At 34.5% G+C, this 17,608-nt stretch carries 23 protein-coding genes; 15 read left to right on the forward strand and 8 right to left on the reverse strand.

The genetic code is table 11. From position 1 onward, the window contains the following. Positions 1-4: 4 nt before the first annotated feature. The 7 genes from DQM95_RS01495 to DQM95_RS01525 all read right to left on the reverse strand — a co-directional run bounded on the left by DQM95_RS01495 (position 5) and on the right by DQM95_RS01525 (position 6,556). Positions 5-685 (reverse strand): ABC transporter ATP-binding protein, encoded by a 681-nt coding sequence (locus DQM95_RS01495; protein ID WP_111685910.1) that lies wholly within the window; start codon positions 683-685, stop codon positions 5-7. 1 nt (position 686) lies between these two features. Further along, positions 687-1,766: an ABC transporter permease gene (locus DQM95_RS01500; RefSeq protein WP_111685911.1), complete on the reverse strand. Its 1,080-nt coding sequence runs from the start codon at positions 1,764-1,766 to the stop codon at positions 687-689. A gap of 102 nt (positions 1,767-1,868) precedes the next feature. After that, positions 1,869-3,326 (reverse strand): FAD/NAD(P)-binding protein, encoded by a 1,458-nt coding sequence (locus DQM95_RS01505; protein WP_154590283.1) that lies wholly within the window; start codon positions 3,324-3,326, stop codon positions 1,869-1,871. Positions 3,327-3,483: 157 nt separating this feature from the next. Beyond that, positions 3,484-4,983: an MSCRAMM family protein gene (locus tag DQM95_RS01510; RefSeq protein WP_037592841.1), complete on the reverse strand. Its 1,500-nt coding sequence runs from the start codon at positions 4,981-4,983 to the stop codon at positions 3,484-3,486. Positions 4,984-5,184: 201 nt separating this feature from the next. Continuing rightward, the gene (locus tag DQM95_RS01515) at positions 5,185-5,460 is read right to left on the reverse strand and encodes a hypothetical protein (RefSeq protein WP_037592840.1); all 276 of its coding nucleotides are present in this window, start codon (positions 5,458-5,460) and stop codon (positions 5,185-5,187) included. Further along, complete coding sequence (locus tag DQM95_RS01520; protein WP_037592839.1) at positions 5,453-5,863, reverse strand: hypothetical protein; 411 nt, start codon at positions 5,861-5,863, stop codon at positions 5,453-5,455. The genes DQM95_RS01515 and DQM95_RS01520 overlap by 8 nt, the downstream gene beginning before the upstream one ends. A 153-nt stretch (positions 5,864-6,016) precedes the next feature. Further along, positions 6,017-6,556 (reverse strand): LOG family protein, encoded by a 540-nt coding sequence (locus DQM95_RS01525; protein ID WP_037592838.1) that lies wholly within the window; start codon positions 6,554-6,556, stop codon positions 6,017-6,019. A 134-nt stretch (positions 6,557-6,690) separates the two neighbouring features. Here DQM95_RS01525 and DQM95_RS01530 point away from each other — a divergent pair, with 134 nt between their 5' ends. From DQM95_RS01530 to DQM95_RS01545, 4 genes are all read left to right on the forward strand, one after another. Continuing rightward, a complete protein-coding gene (locus tag DQM95_RS01530; protein ID WP_195847618.1) occupies positions 6,691-7,035 on the forward strand; it encodes a hypothetical protein in 345 nt (114 codons plus the stop codon). Positions 7,036-7,053: 18 nt separating this feature from the next. Then, positions 7,054-7,413, forward strand: coding sequence for a hypothetical protein (locus tag DQM95_RS01535; protein WP_037592837.1), 360 nt, complete (start codon positions 7,054-7,056; stop codon positions 7,411-7,413). 332 nt (positions 7,414-7,745) lie between these two features. Next, entirely contained in the window at positions 7,746-8,519 is a 774-nt protein-coding gene (locus tag DQM95_RS01540) for a class I SAM-dependent methyltransferase (protein WP_037592835.1), read from the forward strand. 205 nt (positions 8,520-8,724) lie between these two features. Continuing rightward, complete coding sequence (locus tag DQM95_RS01545) at positions 8,725-9,951, forward strand: MFS transporter (protein ID WP_037592833.1); 1,227 nt, start codon at positions 8,725-8,727, stop codon at positions 9,949-9,951. A gap of 74 nt (positions 9,952-10,025) precedes the next feature. Here DQM95_RS01545 and DQM95_RS01550 read toward each other — a convergent pair whose 3' ends face one another. Next, on the reverse strand, positions 10,026-10,886 hold the full coding sequence (locus DQM95_RS01550) for an Rgg/GadR/MutR family transcriptional regulator (RefSeq protein WP_037592832.1): 861 nt from the start codon (positions 10,884-10,886) through the stop codon (positions 10,026-10,028). Positions 10,887-11,042: 156 nt separating this feature from the next. Between DQM95_RS01550 and DQM95_RS01555 the strand changes: the two genes are divergently transcribed. The 11 genes from DQM95_RS01555 to DQM95_RS01610 all read left to right on the forward strand — a co-directional run bounded on the left by DQM95_RS01555 (position 11,043) and on the right by DQM95_RS01610 (position 17,471). Continuing rightward, positions 11,043-11,237: an IS3 family transposase gene (locus DQM95_RS01555; protein ID WP_046391074.1), complete on the forward strand. Its 195-nt coding sequence runs from the start codon at positions 11,043-11,045 to the stop codon at positions 11,235-11,237. Between the two features lie 255 nt (positions 11,238-11,492). Next, positions 11,493-11,888: a DUF1310 family protein gene (locus DQM95_RS01560; protein ID WP_037592831.1), complete on the forward strand. Its 396-nt coding sequence runs from the start codon at positions 11,493-11,495 to the stop codon at positions 11,886-11,888. A gap of 160 nt (positions 11,889-12,048) precedes the next feature. Continuing rightward, the gene (locus DQM95_RS01565; RefSeq protein WP_037592829.1) at positions 12,049-12,447 is read left to right on the forward strand and encodes a DUF1310 family protein; all 399 of its coding nucleotides are present in this window, start codon (positions 12,049-12,051) and stop codon (positions 12,445-12,447) included. Further along, positions 12,440-13,684, forward strand: coding sequence for an Mbeg1-like protein (locus DQM95_RS01570; RefSeq protein WP_111685912.1), 1,245 nt, complete (start codon positions 12,440-12,442; stop codon positions 13,682-13,684). Before DQM95_RS01565 ends, DQM95_RS01570 begins: the two co-directional genes overlap by 8 nt. Next, positions 13,672-14,073: a hypothetical protein gene (locus DQM95_RS01575; protein ID WP_037593614.1), complete on the forward strand. Its 402-nt coding sequence runs from the start codon at positions 13,672-13,674 to the stop codon at positions 14,071-14,073. The genes DQM95_RS01570 and DQM95_RS01575 overlap by 13 nt, the downstream gene beginning before the upstream one ends. Beyond that, positions 14,057-14,338: a hypothetical protein gene (locus DQM95_RS01580; RefSeq protein WP_046393228.1), complete on the forward strand. Its 282-nt coding sequence runs from the start codon at positions 14,057-14,059 to the stop codon at positions 14,336-14,338. Before DQM95_RS01575 ends, DQM95_RS01580 begins: the two co-directional genes overlap by 17 nt. A 472-nt stretch (positions 14,339-14,810) precedes the next feature. Next, positions 14,811-15,101: a WXG100 family type VII secretion target gene (locus DQM95_RS01590; protein ID WP_037593610.1), complete on the forward strand. Its 291-nt coding sequence runs from the start codon at positions 14,811-14,813 to the stop codon at positions 15,099-15,101. Positions 15,102-15,205: 104 nt separating this feature from the next. Continuing rightward, complete coding sequence (locus DQM95_RS01595; protein ID WP_037593612.1) at positions 15,206-15,607, forward strand: DUF1310 family protein; 402 nt, start codon at positions 15,206-15,208, stop codon at positions 15,605-15,607. Then, complete coding sequence (locus DQM95_RS01600; RefSeq protein ID WP_111685913.1) at positions 15,591-16,817, forward strand: Mbeg1-like protein; 1,227 nt, start codon at positions 15,591-15,593, stop codon at positions 16,815-16,817. Before DQM95_RS01595 ends, DQM95_RS01600 begins: the two co-directional genes overlap by 17 nt. Beyond that, the gene (locus tag DQM95_RS01605; protein ID WP_037593617.1) at positions 16,805-17,206 is read left to right on the forward strand and encodes a hypothetical protein; all 402 of its coding nucleotides are present in this window, start codon (positions 16,805-16,807) and stop codon (positions 17,204-17,206) included. The genes DQM95_RS01600 and DQM95_RS01605 overlap by 13 nt, the downstream gene beginning before the upstream one ends. Then, positions 17,190-17,471: a hypothetical protein gene (locus DQM95_RS01610; RefSeq protein ID WP_046393228.1), complete on the forward strand. Its 282-nt coding sequence runs from the start codon at positions 17,190-17,192 to the stop codon at positions 17,469-17,471. The genes DQM95_RS01605 and DQM95_RS01610 overlap by 17 nt, the downstream gene beginning before the upstream one ends. Positions 17,472-17,608 lie beyond the last annotated feature (137 nt).

Genomic DNA, 17,608 nt, shown 5'->3' on the forward strand with positions numbered 1-17,608 from the left:
GGGCTTAAGAATGTTTGATTAATTGACCGTCGCTTAGGCTATAAATCGTATCAACATATTCCAAAATGGAACGGTCATGGGTCACCATTAAGGCTGCTTTTTCTTTTTCTTTGACTTCTTTTTGGATCAGTCGGGCAATTTCTTGTCCTCGTTTGGGATCCAAGCTGGCAGTCGGTTCATCTGCGAGTATCAACTGCGGATTTCCGATGAAGGCGCGTGCTATGGCAGCGCGTTGTTTTTGGCCACCGGACATCTGTTTAGGGTATTGTTGATAAGAGTCTTCAATACCTAATTCAGCAAGCAAGGTCTTAATGCTCTCTTGATTTTCTGCCTTGTCTTGGGACCCTTTCATCTTGGCGACTAAGTCTAATTGTTCTCCGATAGTCATATAAGACAGCAATTGATGGTCTTGAAAGATAAAACCGAGCAACTCTTTTCGTTTTTGGGTCCATTGGGCTTGTTTGAGTTGGGTCAAGTCTTGTTCTCCAATGATAATGTTTCCATTATCTGCAGATAATAAGAGTCCAGCGATTGATAGTAGGGTAGATTTTCCTGAACCTGAAGGTCCCAAGATGGCTACAAACTCTTTGGGGTTCACTTTTAAGGAGACGTCTTTCAGAATTTGTCGCCTTTGATTTCCATCTTGGAAGGATTTTGAGATGTGATTTAAGGTTAGTATTGGCATATTATTCTCCATTTACACCGATAACATCGAGAGGGTCTACTTTTCGAATCTTAAGTAGAGATAGGGCACCACAAGCAGTGGCTATCATGACAAAGCTGATAGAAACAAGAAGACTACTCTCAAGGGTCATGTAAAAAGGCATGCTGCTTGGAAGAACTTGAGCTAGCAAGATGGCAAGTGACAGTCCAGAAATAACCCCAAAAAGGGCGAGGAAGCCAATTTGGCTTAATTGGATCACACTGATTTGTGTCATGGACATGCCAATAGCTTTTAGGACCCCAAATTGTTTGAGTTTTTGCAAGGTTAAAATATAGAAGAAAACCCCTAAAATAGCAGAAGAAGCTATTAAAAGCACCCAAGTAATCAGGGTTAATGTCAAATGTTCAGCCATATAACCCGGAATTTTTTGAATGATAGCTTGTTTCTGATAAGCCTTGAGATGATTTGGAAGTTTTATTTGCGAAAGGTTTTGTTTGGTAACCAAGGCTTGAGCCTGCCAGCTATAATGGGGGTCTTTCTTCTGACGCATGGCAGTATAGGTATCAGCACTTATAAAAGCAAGGGCACTATGGCCATAAAAAGCTTCCTTAGCAAAACCCCTCACCGTCAAAGTAACTTGAGAAGCTTTATCAGTGACTTGATCTCCTAAGGCAATTCCCTTAGCCTGAAAGGAATCATCCAAAATTACCTCATTTTTCCCTGGATAAAAGGCAGTGCCATCCTCCTTTTTAGCTTGTAAAAAGCTCTGATGATTTGTCGCAAAATAGGTTAAATCGAGAGTTTCTTTTTTCTCTTTTGGGATAATAGCAGAGCGTTGAATCACAAGTTCGCCAAGTTGATCCTCTTTGAAAAGTGACTTGTCATTATTTTCAATACTGGAAAAGGGAATAATCCCTTCAGCATCCTCGGAAAGCAAATAGGTAACCGAACCATAATGATCAATCTGAGCAGAAACAGCTCTTCCCAAACCATTCGTTAACCCTGACAAAAAAATCACCATAAACATCATCAATACAATCAGCAATTCAATAAGTAAAAACTTTTTGGGCTGATAACGGATTTCACTCCAAGAAACCTTCATTTTCTATCCTCCTTAATCGTTAGTGACACCATTATAAAGGAGAAATATGACCTCAATATGACCAAAAAAGCCCCAAAGGGGCTTTTTTGATGTGATGACTAGCTAAATAGTTGGTTTTTTAATTACGTTTCCGATAGCTCTTTCAGCCATTTGTTGAATCTTAATGGTAGAGTTGTTTTGGTAAATCACACCATTGACCAGGGATCCATGGGCATAGAGAGTCGCTAAAATCCCATATTTTGGGGAAATCACTTGGCCGGTCTGGGGCAAAATGCTAAGCCCACCTTCGGGATCGATTTGAACCAAACCATCTCTAATCACTTGTTGAATCAAGGTCGTTGCTTGATGGACATTGGACTCTTTCAAATGGTAACCCGTTGCATTGATGACTGTTGCGACACTAAGCTCCTTTCCAACTTCTCGCTTAAGGACAAAACCGTAGTTACCCGCCTCAATGTCAGTGACAGCTTCAATGATTTGTAAGCGTCCTTGAGCAGTGGCTTCAATCAAGAGTCGACCAGCCTCTTCAGGCATAGGATTACGTAGATTAATAATAGCTTTCCCATAGTTTTCCTTATAATATTGGCGATTAGACAGGGTCATTTTAGGCCAAAAATCTGTCAACCAATCAACCAGGTGAGAAGCCAATTGTTGCAAAAGAAAGAGCTGTGCTGGGAAAGCTAGTGATAAGCTAATACCTGGAATACCTTCTGCCAAGAATTGACGACAGGTCTCTTCCCAATTTTGGAAACCTAGAGCTTGTAATTCGGATAAAAAGAGGTTTTCGAGACTTTTGAAATTAAAGCTGTTTTCTTCGAAGAGTTTTTGCTTGTTTGTATCAGTCAAAGATTGCCAATCAATGGTTTCCGTTTTAAGAATCCTTACAGTTGGAAATGTCATGGAAGGCGAAAAAGCAAGCAAGTCTGCTTGGCTATTCTTCAAAAGCCACTTTAGGGTATCAATAGCAGCGAGACCAGTTCCGATGATGGCAATCCGGTCCTTTTTGCCAGGCTGTTTGGGTAAGTTTTTGAGGGGATAGGGGTCAGCAATATAATTAGGGTTGCCTTGGAGATGGTAGGGGTCGAGGACAGGGAGTTCACCACAAGTTAAGTGGACTTCATCAAATCGTGTGGGGATGGTCCTTTGACTTGTGCCAATATTCCATTTTTGGCTGTCGGGTTCGTAGTTTAGTTGTGTGACCTTTTCGTGAATGACACTTGCCTTAAGTTTTTGAAGCAAGTCATGAGCTCTTTCGGTCATGTAGCGTCCATAGAGGGAACGGGGAACATAGCTTTGATCAGTGTCTAGACCTTTTTGTTCCATCCAGTTTTGAAAGTCATTCATGTCATGATAGTCATAGGATATGGCATCGATGGGCGAATTAATCCAAGCTGTTGAACTATCCTCTTGGAAGGGAATTCCTCTTCCAAAATGTTTTGGCTCGTCAAAACAAGTAATGTCTATCTTCTCTAAAAACTTATCTGGCAATTGCGATAGAGCTAACAAGACTGCTAACCCACTGACTCCCATCCCAATAATAGCCACCTGTTTTTTCACCATACCTAATCTCCTTATCTCCTTTTAACTACCCTATATGATAGCATAAAATAGGTGCTACTTCTAAGTATTATGTTATTGTTTATTGAATATAAAAAAAGGTTTAAAAGATGATTCTTTTAAACCTTTTTTAGCATTTTAGGATTTCAGTCCTTAAGGATTAGGATTTGACTTTTTTATGTTTCAATAAGTAACCGGCTATTCCTAAAATAAGTGAAAGTCCAATAAAGGTGAACAAGCGACTTCCTCTTTCTCCAGCCATTGGTAGGCCTTTTTTGACTTCTCCATGACCTGGCGCTTTTTTGTTGGCACCATTAGCATCGACTTGTTTTTCAGGAGCTTTTTCTTTTGCTTCTGATTGGTTTTGCTGAGGCATGTTTCCTTCTTTGCTTTCAGAGGTTTTTTCCAAATTAGTAGCAGCCTCGCTTGCTGTATTTTTAGGGCTTTCCTTCAGGATTTGATCAGCTCTTAAAAAGACATTACGGCTTGTATCTGGTTGAGTAGCATCAATTGTTTGACCATTTACAGCATAGGTGTAAAAGACACCATCTAATAGCTTGTCTGTGAAGATGACTTTCCCATTTGCATCTGTATTTGCTTCACCAATAACTTCTTTTAGGGGGTTGCTCAAGGTAACTTTTTGGTTAGCTAGAGGTTCACCTTCCTCATTAAGAACGCTAATCGTAATGGTTTTGTCACTGTATTTTGGTGTGTTTGTTCCCTGTCCATCGACATAGAAGGCAGATGAACGCACTTGTCCATTTTCACTGGTACGAGTGGTGTAGCCTTGAGCCACATCATCAATAAACACGGATAGATTTCGGTTGAGTGGTAACTGAGAAAATGATGCGATACCATTTTGATCAGAGACGGCACTCTGCACCAAAGTTCTGTTACCATCAGTAATGTCATAAAGACTTACGGTTTTACCAGCGACAGTTTTGCCGTTTTTTCCTAAAATAGTTGCTGTGAAAGTAAATCCTTCTTTAGCTAGTTGATTGGACTCTAAAAAGACACTTCTTTTTGAATCTGGCTGAGCAGAATCAATTGCTTTTCCGTTGACAGCATAGTTGTAAAAGACACCATCTAAAAGTTTATCCTTGAAAACAACATGACCATCTGCATCAGTCATTGCTTCGCCAACAACCTCTTTTAGGGGATTAGTTAAGGTTACTTTTTGATTGGCAAGTGGCTCAGCTTCCTCATTTAGGACACTAATAGTGATTGTCTTATCACTGTATTTTGGTGTGTTTGTTCCCTGTCCATCAATATAAAAGGCAGAGGAGCGTACTTGTCCACTTTCACTAGTACGTGTTGTGTAGCCTTGAGCGACATTATCTACAAAAACGGATAGATTTCGGTTGAGTGGCAACTGAGAAAATGATGCGATACCATTTTGGTCAGAGACGGCACTCTGCACCAAAGTTCTGTTACCATCAGTAATATCATAGAGACTAACCGTTTTCCCGGAAACTGTTTTGCCATTGTGATCTAGAAGAGTTGCATTAAAGTTAAAACCATTACTAGTGACAGTGGTTGTTGGGGATGTTGTGGGATTTTCAGCCAAAACAGAAGTGCTTTGCCAACCAGTAGCTAATACAGTTGTGGCAAGAACAGAAGTTGTGATTAGACCGTAACGACGTTTCAAATAAGATTTCATGTAATCTCCTTAAGATTCATTTATTTACTTAACCAGTTAAGTAAATAAATGATAACAAAATTAAAAATAAAGGTCAAGCCTATTTTCTATCAATTAATGTTGTTCAAGCAAAATAAAAAATGTACTGCTCATTAACCCCCAGCATGACAATTAAGAAGTCACTGAATGAGGTTAGCAAACAATACAGTTATTCATAAGCTTTTAATGGATTGACATCAGTTGTGCAATTAAGAAGAAAACATGTAAAAAGAAGAGCAAAAGTGCGAGAATAAGAGAAATTATCAATTTAACAGTATGTTTCCCTTGAGATGTTACTAAGTAATAAATGATAACGATGACATTAACAAATAGTAAAAAGCTACTTAGTTTAGGATAGCCAACAAGATAAATACTGGTAACTGAGACTAAATAGGTCAATAGTATGATTGTTAGAAGCCTATTTTCTTCTCTTATTTTAGGTAAATCATTCTTAACCATAGATTTCAATCAGTTTAGCAAGGCTTTCTTTTTGCCAAGGTGCTCCAAGCAATACCTTATTGATTAAAAAATGAGTTTTCTTATTTTCAGTATCGATAATAGTCATTTTATAAGAAATAGGCCCTTTTTTTAGAATGACTTCTTGAATCGCATCATGTGAAATAAAGAAGGATTTATCTTTCAAGAGTTTGTTACTGTAAGTGCTACGCTGAATGAATAAGAGACCATCTTTTTCAAGAGATAGATTGTAAAATTTAGAAGTTAGTGCGGCCAAATGACCGAGTAGCATGATTCTACCAAAAGAAGCAGCATTATTGCGGACATGGATATTGAGACTATCTGAATCATAGCCCAATTCTGCTTTAACGCGATTGATATAGTCTGGTTGATAATATTTGAACACTAGAAGGTCTCACTTTCTTTTTTTGTTATTTTTTAATTATAACTTAATAATGTCAAAAAGACAAAAAATTAAACTCAAAAAATAACGTAATAATAATAGAATAATGCAATTAAAATGAAAAAAGCTAAGGAGAAGATCCTTAGCTGCCTTGAATTATCGATAATTTCTAATGCTTGGTCCTTTATAGCTTTTTATAAAAGTTTCTATTTCTGTGAGATCATCCGAAAAAAGGATGCTATCTCTGTCTGATTGACTTAGGAATCCTTCAAGCACCATATGATCAAACTGATCCCTTAAAGCATTAAAATAACCATTGATATTAAAAAGGATACATGGCTTGTCATTTTGACCAATACGAGACCAGGAAATGACCTCTGAAATTTCTTCCAAGGTTCCGGGTCCTCCAGGCAAAGCAATAAAAGCTTGCCCCAAAGCCATCATTTTAGCTTTTCGTTTAGGCATGTCATCCACCACAATAAGTTCTGTCAGATAATCATGAGCAATCTCCCTGTCCTTTAAAAAAGTCGGCATAACGCCAATAGCCGTACCTCCATTCTCAATGATAGAGTCAGCGACAACACCCATTAAGCCAACTTTTCCCCCACCATAGACCAAGTCATGATGTTTATCAGACATCCATAAGGCTAATTCTCTAGCCCTTTCCCCTAAAAGGTCTATATGTCGTTGTAAGATAAAGAAAAAAGACTATATCTAGTAGGGTTATAAGATTTTCATTATAAGCGTATGAAACTGTTGACAGTACTTTCAAACAGGATTATAATGAGTTCAATTTATAAGATTATTAATGATTAGAAAGTGTGATTCCTATGGAAAACTTGGGACAAATTCTTGCATTTATCGTTTTTCTATTAGTTGTCTGGTTTATCTTTTCGTCTTTATTTAAAGGAATGGCTAAAGCGACAAAAACACGTGGTTACAACTATACCATCCATTTTGTGAATACAGACAAAGAGATTGAGTTAACCGAGAATTCACGAGTCATGGCACTCCTTCAAATCATTTCACATAGCAAGGGCAATAATGTCTATACCGTTCTTTCTAAAAGAAATGATAAGACCTTAAAGGAACTCTTAATGGTAGAATACCATTTACAAGCCAATCAAGTGGCCATAACCCCATTACAAAATGCTGGCCCTCTAGCATCTGTCTAAAAAGAAGCAGGTGACAATATGTTAACAAGTTTTTTAATCGCAAGCGAAAAAACAACAATAGTAGTTGGTGAAATAGCAGTCTTATTATTAATCATTGGCTTTTGTTACCAACTGTTTCGCCTTAAAAATCTAAAAAAATCAGAGAAACCCTATAGAACACTGATCAAAGTGACTGATCCCACAATACAAATAGATGATTTCCCGGAAATCAAAGCAATGACCAATTGGACCTTTCAAAGTTCCCAAAAAGCTTGGATTGGCCAAACAAGCCTACATCCCAATGAAATGAGACACCTAGTCAAAGAGCACTACCCCACAAAGGCCGATGCCATCACTATCCAGTTGATACCCTACACCTGGTGGACCATAAACAAATGAAAATAAGAACACGAAAAAGCTACTTGTGAACGCAAGATAAAATGATTAAAGGAAAAGACTTTCAGCATAAAGAGATAAGACATCATGTAAAATACAATAATCCCTTTAATGCTCAATTTTGTTTTATTTTACTACCAAATTTTTAGTCTATGAAATGCGGTGACCATGTCTCTAACTGATATTATAGGCATCGAGAGTTTCATATTTTTAGAATAACTTCTTACCATACTAACCAAATCTGAATTTAAAATCCGGATAATATTCATTTATGAATATTATCCGGATTTTCTTGTTTTTTTGATAACATAGTTAAAAAAGAAGAGGTATAAAATTTGAAATTAGAACAAATAAAAGAAAAAAACTATGAACAAGATTACAAAAATACAGTAAATGATTTTTTTGATTTTACTTATTCGAAAGTATATTCTGAACTATTGGATATTGAATTAGAATTTCAAATTAATTTTTTAAAAAACCAATATCTGATTGATAAAAGTAATAATTTTAAAGTTTTAGATTTATGTTGTGGTACTGGTCGACATATCAAAAAATTAAATGAGGATAATTTTCCAGTTGACGGAGTTGATTTCAACTTAGAAGCAGTAAAAGTTGCTAGAAAAAATGTTAGACTTGGAAAAGTATATTTGTCAGATGTTCAAAATTTTAATCCTGATGTTAAATATGATTTAGTTTACAGTATGGAAAGTTCAATAGGGTATCTTTCAGATAGTAAAACTATTGAAATATTTAAAAACATAAACAGGAATATAATTTCTGAAAAAGGAACTTTTATTTTGCATCTAACAAATAGAGATTATTTGATGCAAAATTTAACTCCTCGGATATGGTTTGGAAATAAAATTAGTGGCTATTTACTTGAAGATAGACAATTTAATTCAGAAAAAGGAATCTTAAAGATTAATCAAGTCAGAATTATCGAAGGCAATGACAATAAATATTCTATAGATTTACGTTTATACACTCTAAATGAAATAAAATATCTACTTAATGAAGCTGGTTTAGATATCGGGAAAGTTTATGGAAATTATGATTATGAAAACTATAGTATAAACTCTCCTTACATGATTGTTGAGTGTCATAAATAAAAATTTGAAAGGGGGTGATGATATGACCACAGTAAAAGGTCTCATTATCATTGCATAGTTTTGCTGTGTATTGAGTGAATGGTGATAAAACTAATTTTCTCCATTTACAAAATGCCTATTTAGTTAAAGCAAAATGTGATATGAGAATATTTCTTTTATCACATTTTGTTTTTTTCATTAAATATCATTAAAGCTAGGGAATAACATGACGACTTTTTTTCAAAAAAATAAACTCTTTGTTCAATTTGCCACCATTAATTTGTTGTCAAAGCTGGGAGATAGAATTTTTTACGTAGTAATGCTGACGGTGGCATCATCTTTACCAAAGGCTAACTTAGCCATTATAATTGTTTCCTTTTCAGAAACATTTCCTATTTTGCTAAGTTTGTTTTTGGGTGTAATTGCCGATAAACAAAAACAAAAAATTGGGCAGTTAATTGGAAGTTCACTTTTTCGAGTTGTTATGTATTTGGTTATTGGTTTGATATTTAAATATCCGTCAACATTAACTTTAGTAATCTTTGTTTCACTGTTGAATCTCTTCTCGGATATAAGTGGAAATTATTCAACTGCCTTATTTTCCCCTTTTACAAAGGTTCTGGTTAATCAAGAAGACATGGAGAAAGCGCAAGGTTTTATTAGTCTTGGAACACAGCTAGTTACTGTGTTATCGACCTTTATTGGAGCATTTTTATTAGGTATATTTTCTAAAAGTATACTTGCATTTTCCAATGCTATTCTATTCTTGTTCGTTGCTTTGTTTTATTGGACTATTCAGTTTCCTCTAAAAGCACAGACCAGAAATGTCAAGACATTAGAGCATGACGCAATGTTTACGATTGTAAAAGAAAATATTAAATCTATTCTATCTGATGATACATTACTCATTAATCTTATTCAATTATCAATGCTCAATGGCTTCTTTGGGGGTCTTACACCACTCTTTGCTTTATATTTAAAAGATAATAGTGACTTGGGTTTTCTAAGTCATCCAATTAAGATATCACTCTTGTCAGGAATGATTACCTTGTTCATGGTTTTAGGAAATAGTTTAACGGCATCGTTGTTTAGGAAATATTCTATTTTTCAGATAACTATTTGGTCGGATATGATGATTTTCTTAGTTGGAGTAGGTTTTATTGCTAATAGTATTTGGATTATTTTTCTATCTAATGCTTTCCTCTCTTTTTTTATAGGAATTGTTGCTCCTAGATTTTCTGCAGATATTATTAATCGATACTCAGTTGAGAGAATTGGTGGCATTATTACATCTGTCAATGCTTTTTTGGCCATAGTGCCCCCGTTGACCAGCTTGATTTTTCCAATTTTGTCAACAATTAGTTTACCATTTGCTTATAGCTGTTTTATTGTCTATGCCATAATACTGATTATAGTAAGTTTATTTTTAATAAAAAAGAACAGCTCATTTTAAACGGCACCCAAAAAGTTAGATTTTGTTTCTAATTTTTTGGGTGTAGTTCGTTTTTAGTGAGTCTTTTTTTATTATTAAATGAAATGATTCATACTCTCTTGAAGAAAGCTTGCAACTTCATTATGTCCCATATGATTCAAACTAGAAATGAAACGTTCTAAATCGTTCACTTTAACAGTCTTTTTTTGATGATAATCTAGAATAAGCTTTAAAAAGTTAAGTACAGTCTTTCCAAACATATCTTGATAAGTCAAAATAGATTCTAATTGTTGTATAAAATAACCAGAATAGTAGAATTGCTTTCGTTCCATTAAACTAAAAATAATATTTAAAAAGACTATTTTTGTTCGATCATTGTGATATGGGATGGATAAGTAAAGTGAACTCCGTTCAGTAAATGCCTTAGCAAGATATATAAGGTCACTATCTGACAAGACATGCAAGGTATTTCCAAAAATATAGAGTTCGTATTCCGTCCACTCGTCAATGCTATAAAGGTAAGTTGTCATAAATTCTTTATCATTTTCTGAAATTTTGTGATTCGGATTTAAATGATTAATAGCACATCGTATGACAAGTTTGTTAAGTCTGTTATAGACGTCGTATGTTTCTGGATTATCATCATAGAAATCTAAGAGTTCATGAAGCTTTTTGATATCTTTTTGTGAATGGTACTCAGAAATCAATTTTGCTTGTTTGAAAAAAGGTCTCTCTTCATATTGGTAATAGACATGTTCGAATTCAGCAAAACTCATATGTATGGCTGCTAATGCAATGAATAATTTATCAGCAGATAACATTGTTTGACCATTTTCAAATTTAGACAGATGTGCTTGTGATAATTTTTCATTAACAACATCTTTCATCTTCAGACCTCGAGCCAAACGGAGTTCTCTATAGAGTTCCCCCAGATGAAATGCATCTAATGGTGCCAAGGCATTTACCTCCAATTTAGATTTTGTTTCAATTTCTTATATGATAACATATAGAATTTATCTCAGAAACAAGTAATAGCAGTAACCTTACAAAAAGCAAGTGGACTTGGTATAATAAAGTGGACACGAAGTTAAATGATAACGAGGGAAAACATTATGCCAAGAAAGATATTTGATAGAGCATTTAAATTATCTGCTATCAAACTCATTATCGAGGAAGAACAGTCTGTCAAAATAGTTAGCTCGACTTTAGGGATTCATCCAAATAGTCTTTATCGTTGGGTCCAAGAATACGAAAAAGATGGAGGAAATGCGTTTCCAGGACATGGAAGTGCTCTTCGTCATGCCTAATTCGAGATTAAAAAACTCGAGAAAGGGAATAAACTATTATTAGAGTAGTTAGCTCTCCTAAAAAAGTTCCAGCTCTTCTTGAAGCCAAGCCGGAAATAAAGTTTCAGTTTCTACAAGAGAACAGAGATATCTTAACTATTGAGCATGCTTGTCAAACGCTTCAAGTTTCACGTTCAGGCTTCTATGCGTATATAAAACGCAGACCACCTTCAAGGAAAGTAGAAAATGAAGCATTAAAAGAAATAAGGAGTTAAAATGAATTTTAAAAAGATTGTATATATTCTTTTAGGGTTATTAATTGCAGTAGGTATTTTAGTAGGAGGACATAAATTGCAAGAAAAACGTGAATATGATCAAATGGTAGAAATAGTTGAAAGTAAAGAAGTTAAACAGCTTATTGAAGATGATTTTAAGTATTTTGACAAAAGTGCTTTAAAACAAGATGCAATTATTAAAAGTTATCATATTGAAAAAAATACAATTCGAAAAAATCCAATGGGAGGTATTATGTTCAAAGTTATTGTAAACAATCAAAAAGATCATTATATTAGATATACAATAATAAAAGGAATTAACGGAAAAGACATTGATGTTAGTGGACAAGTTATTTCTGAAGAGCTTAACAGAGAATTGAAAGATCAAAAATTATGAGTAAGGAATATAATGATTTTAATCGACAAAAAGTTGCAAGATTAGAATATGAGGAGCTTGACATCATTACATGTAAAAATAAATATATAAGTTGACTTTATTGTATACTATAAGTAAATTATTTAAGAGTTTGTTTATAGGATATTATAAAGGAGTTAAAATGAATTTAAAAAAGATTGTATATATTCTTTTAGGGTTATTAATTGCAGTAGGTATTTTAGTAGGAGGACATAAATTGCAAGAAAAACGTGAATATGATCAAATGGTAGAAATAGTTGAAAGTAAAGAAGTTAAAAATCTTATTGAAGATGATTTAAAATTCTTTGATAAAAATGCGTTATCAAATAAAGGTAGAGTTAAAGAATATAGTATTGATAAAAAATCAATAAAAAAAAATCCAATGGGTGGTATTAGTTTTGTAATACATGTTAACAATAATAAACGATATTATATCTCTTATACACTTGTAAAAGAATTACCTGATAAAAAGATAACGATAGGTGCTTCGGGGATGTCAGGTGATTTAGATATGTTAATAAAGGATAAAACAAATGAGTAAAGATAATTTAACAGAATTTGACCGAAGACTAATTACTGGAGAAGGATATTCTAATTACTCACCGAATGATAAAGTGAAAGTTATTAGTAAAGGTGAAAGAAAAGATATTGGTACTGTCCGTGAAGTCGTTACTGATGACTTCGGTCAAAAAGCTTATGTTATTCAAAGTGTTGATAAAAAGGAAGTTTCTGTTATCTACAGAGGATCAGAAGGACCAGGTACGAAAGGCTCTGCTGTGGATTGGCTCGAAAATGATATTCCAATGGCAGATAAAATCATAAATGGGAAAAAGGGGGTTACACCTCAATTAGCTACATCTGCAAATACTCTAAACAATGTTTTAGCGAATGATGACTATAAAGGTGCAGACATTGTCGTTTATGGTCATTCATTAGGTTCAATGGATGCTCAATATGCTTTGGCTAATGTAAAAGATCCTTCACGTATTAAAGGGGCTTATATTTACCAAGGGCCAAATATCTATGGAACTCTTTCAAAAGAGCAACAAGAAAAAGTAGATAGTATGAAATACCGTATTCAGAATTACGTTGACGAGAAGGATATCATTCCAATTGGGTACTTACCATATGGAAGTACTCAAGCAGTAGGTATAGTACATCACGTTGATAGTAAATGGTCAACATTTGATCCTAATATAACCAAAACAATTGGTGATCAACATTTGTGGGGAGGGTATCAGTATAATGCTGATGGTTCCTTGAAAATATTAGATACGACATCCCAAATGGAGACAACCTATTCTGAAGCTCTTGATGTAACAGCCACAGGTTTATATGTCTACGAGCAAGACAAGAAAAAATTCCAAAAATCTGGCAAGGGTATAAGCTCACATGAAAAAATCTTCTTGGATGCTGAACAAGCTACAGTTATTGCAAGTGGTTTAGTCTCTACTGCTGAAACTGCCTTAGAAGAAATCAAATCATCTGCGAAAGCAGCTGTTGAAGAAGCTGAAGAACTTTGGAATACAACTAAAAGCATGCCTTTTGGTATTACAGAGCTTACGGAAGCAGAGTTGGCAGAAGCCTATGCAGAAGGTGGTGTCACCTATGAGAGCATAGTAACTAAAACAGAGACCCATTTTGATAAAAAAGTCGCTAAAGCAGAAGAATTGGTAACTACTTACACGACTTTGAAAAGTGATATTCAATCTGGTGTTGAAACCATGTTGTCTAAGGATAGTGAATTAGCAGGAGATTTTAAAGCATGGGAAGCATAGACTCTTTAGATGATGAGCTCATGAAAAGTCAAGAAGATTTAGAAAAGTTGGAAGATCATTACCATCTAAATAGCTTAGCTATTTCCGAAAAATTCTATGAATTGGAAGATAGGCGTTCAGAATTTGAAAGGATGCTTCAGGAGACTTACGAAGCAACTAGTCATCAACTTCGTCAAGATGAATTTGTAGATGAAGAAGCCTTTATGGGCCTGACTCAGATTATCGAGTCATTTCAAGATGATTTTGATACAGAGTATGCTAAAGAAAACAGAAGATTAAGGACTTTAGAAGAAGATACGAACCAAGCGTATTATAAGAAACGACAGGATATCGAGAGAAAGATGGATCAATTGATGTCAGAAAGGAGAGACAATGGGAATCGTTGGTGATTATGTCACGGGGAAAACAGATATCAAAGCTTTAAAGAAGAAACTGGATAAATTGCTTGTCACAAGTGTTCATGCCCCACGCAAAAAACATAATCGAAGAAGTATTGTTTCTACATATGATGACAAGATTGAGACCACTGCTAGTACAGCTAAAGCAAGTATTACAGCAATTGCAGGTCAAATAGATACTGCTATTAAGGGACAGTTTAGAAGCAAAGTTGAAACGGTTCTTGATAATAACAGTACAAAATATGATGATATCTAAGAATTATATTTACTTATGGCATACGAGAATGGTTAGGGCTAAATAGTTTAGCTCTTTTTAATATTCTAAAGTTATCCTTTTTTGAATAAATAAATAACTTACTTTTTTCGGGGACAAATAGTGGGACGAATCCTCATTAGACAAGAAAAAAAGCCTTTAAACAAAGGCTTTTTCTTATATAGTTATATGCCCCCTACAGGATAAAACTGAGGTTTGTTAAAGTGCGATAAGTGATGTTATTAGGTGTTTAAGGCTGTTTTGAACCGATAATTAATGTTAAGTGATGTCATAAATTGAAATTTTGGTGGGCAATCGGTGGGCAAATAAGTAAAAATATAGAATAAATAAGGAAGTATAATTTTCGTATTTGTTGTGTATTTATACAATAACAAGAAATTGGTATCTTTTTATAAAATATTAGTGTTTTAATAAACAAAGTATTATAATGAGATTATAGAAAAGAGGATGCTTTATGTCACAAATAAAATTAACACCAGAAGAACTTCGTACATCAGCGCAGAAATATACAACTGGCTCACAATCTATTACAGATGTGTTAACTGCTTTAACGCAAGAGCAAGCAGTTATTGATGAGAATTGGGATGGTACAGCATTTGATAGTTTTGAAGCACAGTTCAATGAACTGTCACCAAAAATCACACAATTTGCACAATTGTTAGAAGATATTAATCAACAATTGCTTAAAGTAGCAGATGTTGTTGAACAAACAGACTCTGATATTGCTTCACAGATTAATCGGTAATTGGCTTTTTCCCATTCATAAGTATAACTTAGGAGGGCGTAAGCCTTCCTATTTTTAGTATGTTTAGTAGAGGGTATTTTATTGATTACATTAAAGGAGTTAAAATGAATTTTAAAAAGATTATATATATTCTTTTAGGGTTATTAATTGCAGTAGGTATTTTAGTAGGAGGACATAAATTGCAAGAAAAACGTGAATATGATCAGATGGTAGAAATTGTTGAAAGTAAAGAAGCAAAACTAGTTTTCGAAAAGACAATTTTTAATATAGAACCTAAAGCTTTTAAAGATGGAGCTATTATACAAAAGTATAAAATTGATAAAGATTCAATCAAACATAATCCTATGGGAGGGATAAATGTGACTTTAATTATTAATAATGACAAAACTTTAAAAATATATAGTTTACTAAATAGAGAAAGTGATGGTAAGTTAGTTGAAGAGGGTGGGGGATATTCAAAAAATCTTGTAAGGTTATTGGAGAAGAAAAATGACTCAATTAAGTGATCGTGATAGGATAAAGATAGCAAAACAAGAATATGAACCATATGGAGTTGGGGATCAAATGGTTGCTGGTTCAGAGACTGTAGGTACTGTCCGTGAAGTCATTACTGATGACTTCGGTCAAAAAGCTTATGTCATCCAGAGTGAGGATAAAAAAGAAGTATCAGTCATTTATAGAGGATCTGAGGGTCCAGGAACACCAGGATCAAAGGTTGATTGGCTCGAAAATGATATTCCAATGGCAGACAAAATCATAAATGGGAAAAAGGGGGTTACACCTCAATTAGCTACATCGGCAAATACTCTAAACAATGTTTTAGCGAATGATGACTATAAAGGTGCAGACATTGTCGTTTATGGTCATTCATTAGGTTCAATGGATGCTCAATATGCTTTGGCTAATGTAAAAGATCCTTCACGTATTAAAGGGGCTTATATTTACCAAGGGCCAAATATCTATGGAACTCTTTCAAAAGAGCAACAAGAAAAAGTAGATAGTATGAAATACCGTATTCAGAATTACGTTGACGAGAAGGATATCATACCAATTGGGTACTTACCATATGGAAGTACTCAAGCAGTAGGTATAGTACATCACGTTGATAGTAAATGGTCAACATTTGATCCTAATATAACCAAAACAATTGGTGATCAACATTTGTGGGGAGGGTATCAGTATAATGCTGATGGTTCTTTGAAAATATTAGATACGACATCCCAAATGGAGACAACCTATTCTGAAGCTCTTGATGTAACAGCCACAGGTTTATATGTCTACGAGCAAGACAAGAAAAAGTTCCAAAAATCTGGTAAAGGTATAAGTTCACATGAAAAAATCTTCTTGGATGCAGAACAAGCAACGGTTATTGCTAGTGGTTTAGTCTCTACTGCTGAAACAGCTTTAGAGGAAATCAAATCATCTGCACAAACAGCTGTTGAAGAAGCTGAAGAACTCTGGAACACTACTAAAGATATGCCCTTTGGGATAACAGAGCTTACGGAAGCAGAGTTGGCAGAAGCCTATGCAGAAGGTGGTGTTACCTATGAGAGCATAGTAACTAAAACAGATACCCATTTTGATAAGAAAGTCGCTAAAGCAGAAGAATTGGTAACCACTTACACGACTTTGAAAAGTGATATTCAATCTGGTGTTGAAACCATGTTGTCTAAGGATAGTGAATTAGCAGGGGATTTTAAAGCATGGGAAGCATAGACTCTTTAGATGATGAGCTCATGAAAAGTCAAGAAGATTTAGAAAAGTTGGAAGATCATTACCATCTAAATAGCTTAGCTATTTCCGAAAAATTTTATGAATTGGAAGATAGGCGTTCAGAATTTGAAAGGATGCTTCAGGAGACTTACGAAGCAACTAGTCATCAACTTCGTCAAGATGAATTTGTAGATGAAGAAGCCTTTATGGGCATGACTCAGATTATCGAGTCATTTCAAGATGATTTTGATACAGAGTATGCTAAAGAAAACAGAAGATTAAGGACTTTAGAAGAAGATACGAACCAAGAGTATTACAAGAAACGACAGGCTATCGAGAGAAAGATGGATCAATTGATGTCAGAAAGGAGAGACAATGGGAATCGTTGGTGATTATGTCACGGGGAAAACAGATATCAAGGCTTTAAAGAAGAAACTGGATAAATTGCTTGTCACAAGTGTTCATGCCCCACGCAAAAAACATAATCGAAGAAGTATTGTTTCTACATATGATGACAAGATTGAGACCACTGCTAGTACAGCTAAAGCAAGTATTACAGCTATAGCAGGTCAAATAGATACTGCTATTAAGGGACAGTTTAGAAGCAAAGTTGAAACGGTTCTTGATAATAACAGTACAAAATATGATGATATCTAAGAATTATATTTACTTATGGCATACGAGAATGATTAGGGCTAAACAGTTTAGCTCTTTTTAATATTCTAAAGTTATCCTTTTTTGAACTAAATAAATAACTTACTTTTTTCGGGGACAAATAGTGGGACGAATCCTCA

It is taken from the genome of Streptococcus uberis (genome assembly GCF_900475595.1).
Classification (GTDB): Bacteria; Bacillota; Bacilli; order Lactobacillales; family Streptococcaceae; genus Streptococcus; species Streptococcus uberis.

Bases quoted from the DNA above. Each gene is read 5' to 3' on its own strand.
- DQM95_RS01495 (WP_111685910.1), bottom strand. From the start codon at position 685: ATGCCAATACTAACCTTAAATCACATCTCAAAATCCTTCCAAGATGGA.
- DQM95_RS01500 (WP_111685911.1), bottom strand. From the start codon at position 1,766: ATGAAGGTTTCTTGGAGTGAAATCCGTTATCAGCCCAAAAAGTTTTTA.
- DQM95_RS01505 (WP_154590283.1), bottom strand. From the start codon at position 3,326: ATGGTGAAAAAACAGGTGGCTATTATTGGGATGGGAGTCAGTGGGTTA.
- DQM95_RS01510 (WP_037592841.1), bottom strand. From the start codon at position 4,983: ATGAAATCTTATTTGAAACGTCGTTACGGTCTAATCACAACTTCTGTT.
- DQM95_RS01515 (WP_037592840.1), bottom strand. From the start codon at position 5,460: ATGGTTAAGAATGATTTACCTAAAATAAGAGAAGAAAATAGGCTTCTA.
- DQM95_RS01530 (WP_195847618.1), top strand. From the start codon at position 6,691: ATGGAAAACTTGGGACAAATTCTTGCATTTATCGTTTTTCTATTAGTT.
- DQM95_RS01535 (WP_037592837.1), top strand. From the start codon at position 7,054: ATGTTAACAAGTTTTTTAATCGCAAGCGAAAAAACAACAATAGTAGTT.
- DQM95_RS01545 (WP_037592833.1), top strand. From the start codon at position 8,725: ATGACGACTTTTTTTCAAAAAAATAAACTCTTTGTTCAATTTGCCACC.
- DQM95_RS01555 (WP_046391074.1), top strand. From the start codon at position 11,043: ATGCCAAGAAAGATATTTGATAGAGCATTTAAATTATCTGCTATCAAA.
- DQM95_RS01560 (WP_037592831.1), top strand. From the start codon at position 11,493: ATGAATTTTAAAAAGATTGTATATATTCTTTTAGGGTTATTAATTGCA.
- DQM95_RS01565 (WP_037592829.1), top strand. From the start codon at position 12,049: ATGAATTTAAAAAAGATTGTATATATTCTTTTAGGGTTATTAATTGCA.
- DQM95_RS01570 (WP_111685912.1), top strand. From the start codon at position 12,440: ATGAGTAAAGATAATTTAACAGAATTTGACCGAAGACTAATTACTGGA.
- DQM95_RS01575 (WP_037593614.1), top strand. From the start codon at position 13,672: ATGGGAAGCATAGACTCTTTAGATGATGAGCTCATGAAAAGTCAAGAA.
- DQM95_RS01580 (WP_046393228.1), top strand. From the start codon at position 14,057: ATGGGAATCGTTGGTGATTATGTCACGGGGAAAACAGATATCAAAGCT.
- DQM95_RS01590 (WP_037593610.1), top strand. From the start codon at position 14,811: ATGTCACAAATAAAATTAACACCAGAAGAACTTCGTACATCAGCGCAG.
- DQM95_RS01595 (WP_037593612.1), top strand. From the start codon at position 15,206: ATGAATTTTAAAAAGATTATATATATTCTTTTAGGGTTATTAATTGCA.
- DQM95_RS01600 (WP_111685913.1), top strand. From the start codon at position 15,591: ATGACTCAATTAAGTGATCGTGATAGGATAAAGATAGCAAAACAAGAA.
- DQM95_RS01605 (WP_037593617.1), top strand. From the start codon at position 16,805: ATGGGAAGCATAGACTCTTTAGATGATGAGCTCATGAAAAGTCAAGAA.
- DQM95_RS01610 (WP_046393228.1), top strand. From the start codon at position 17,190: ATGGGAATCGTTGGTGATTATGTCACGGGGAAAACAGATATCAAGGCT.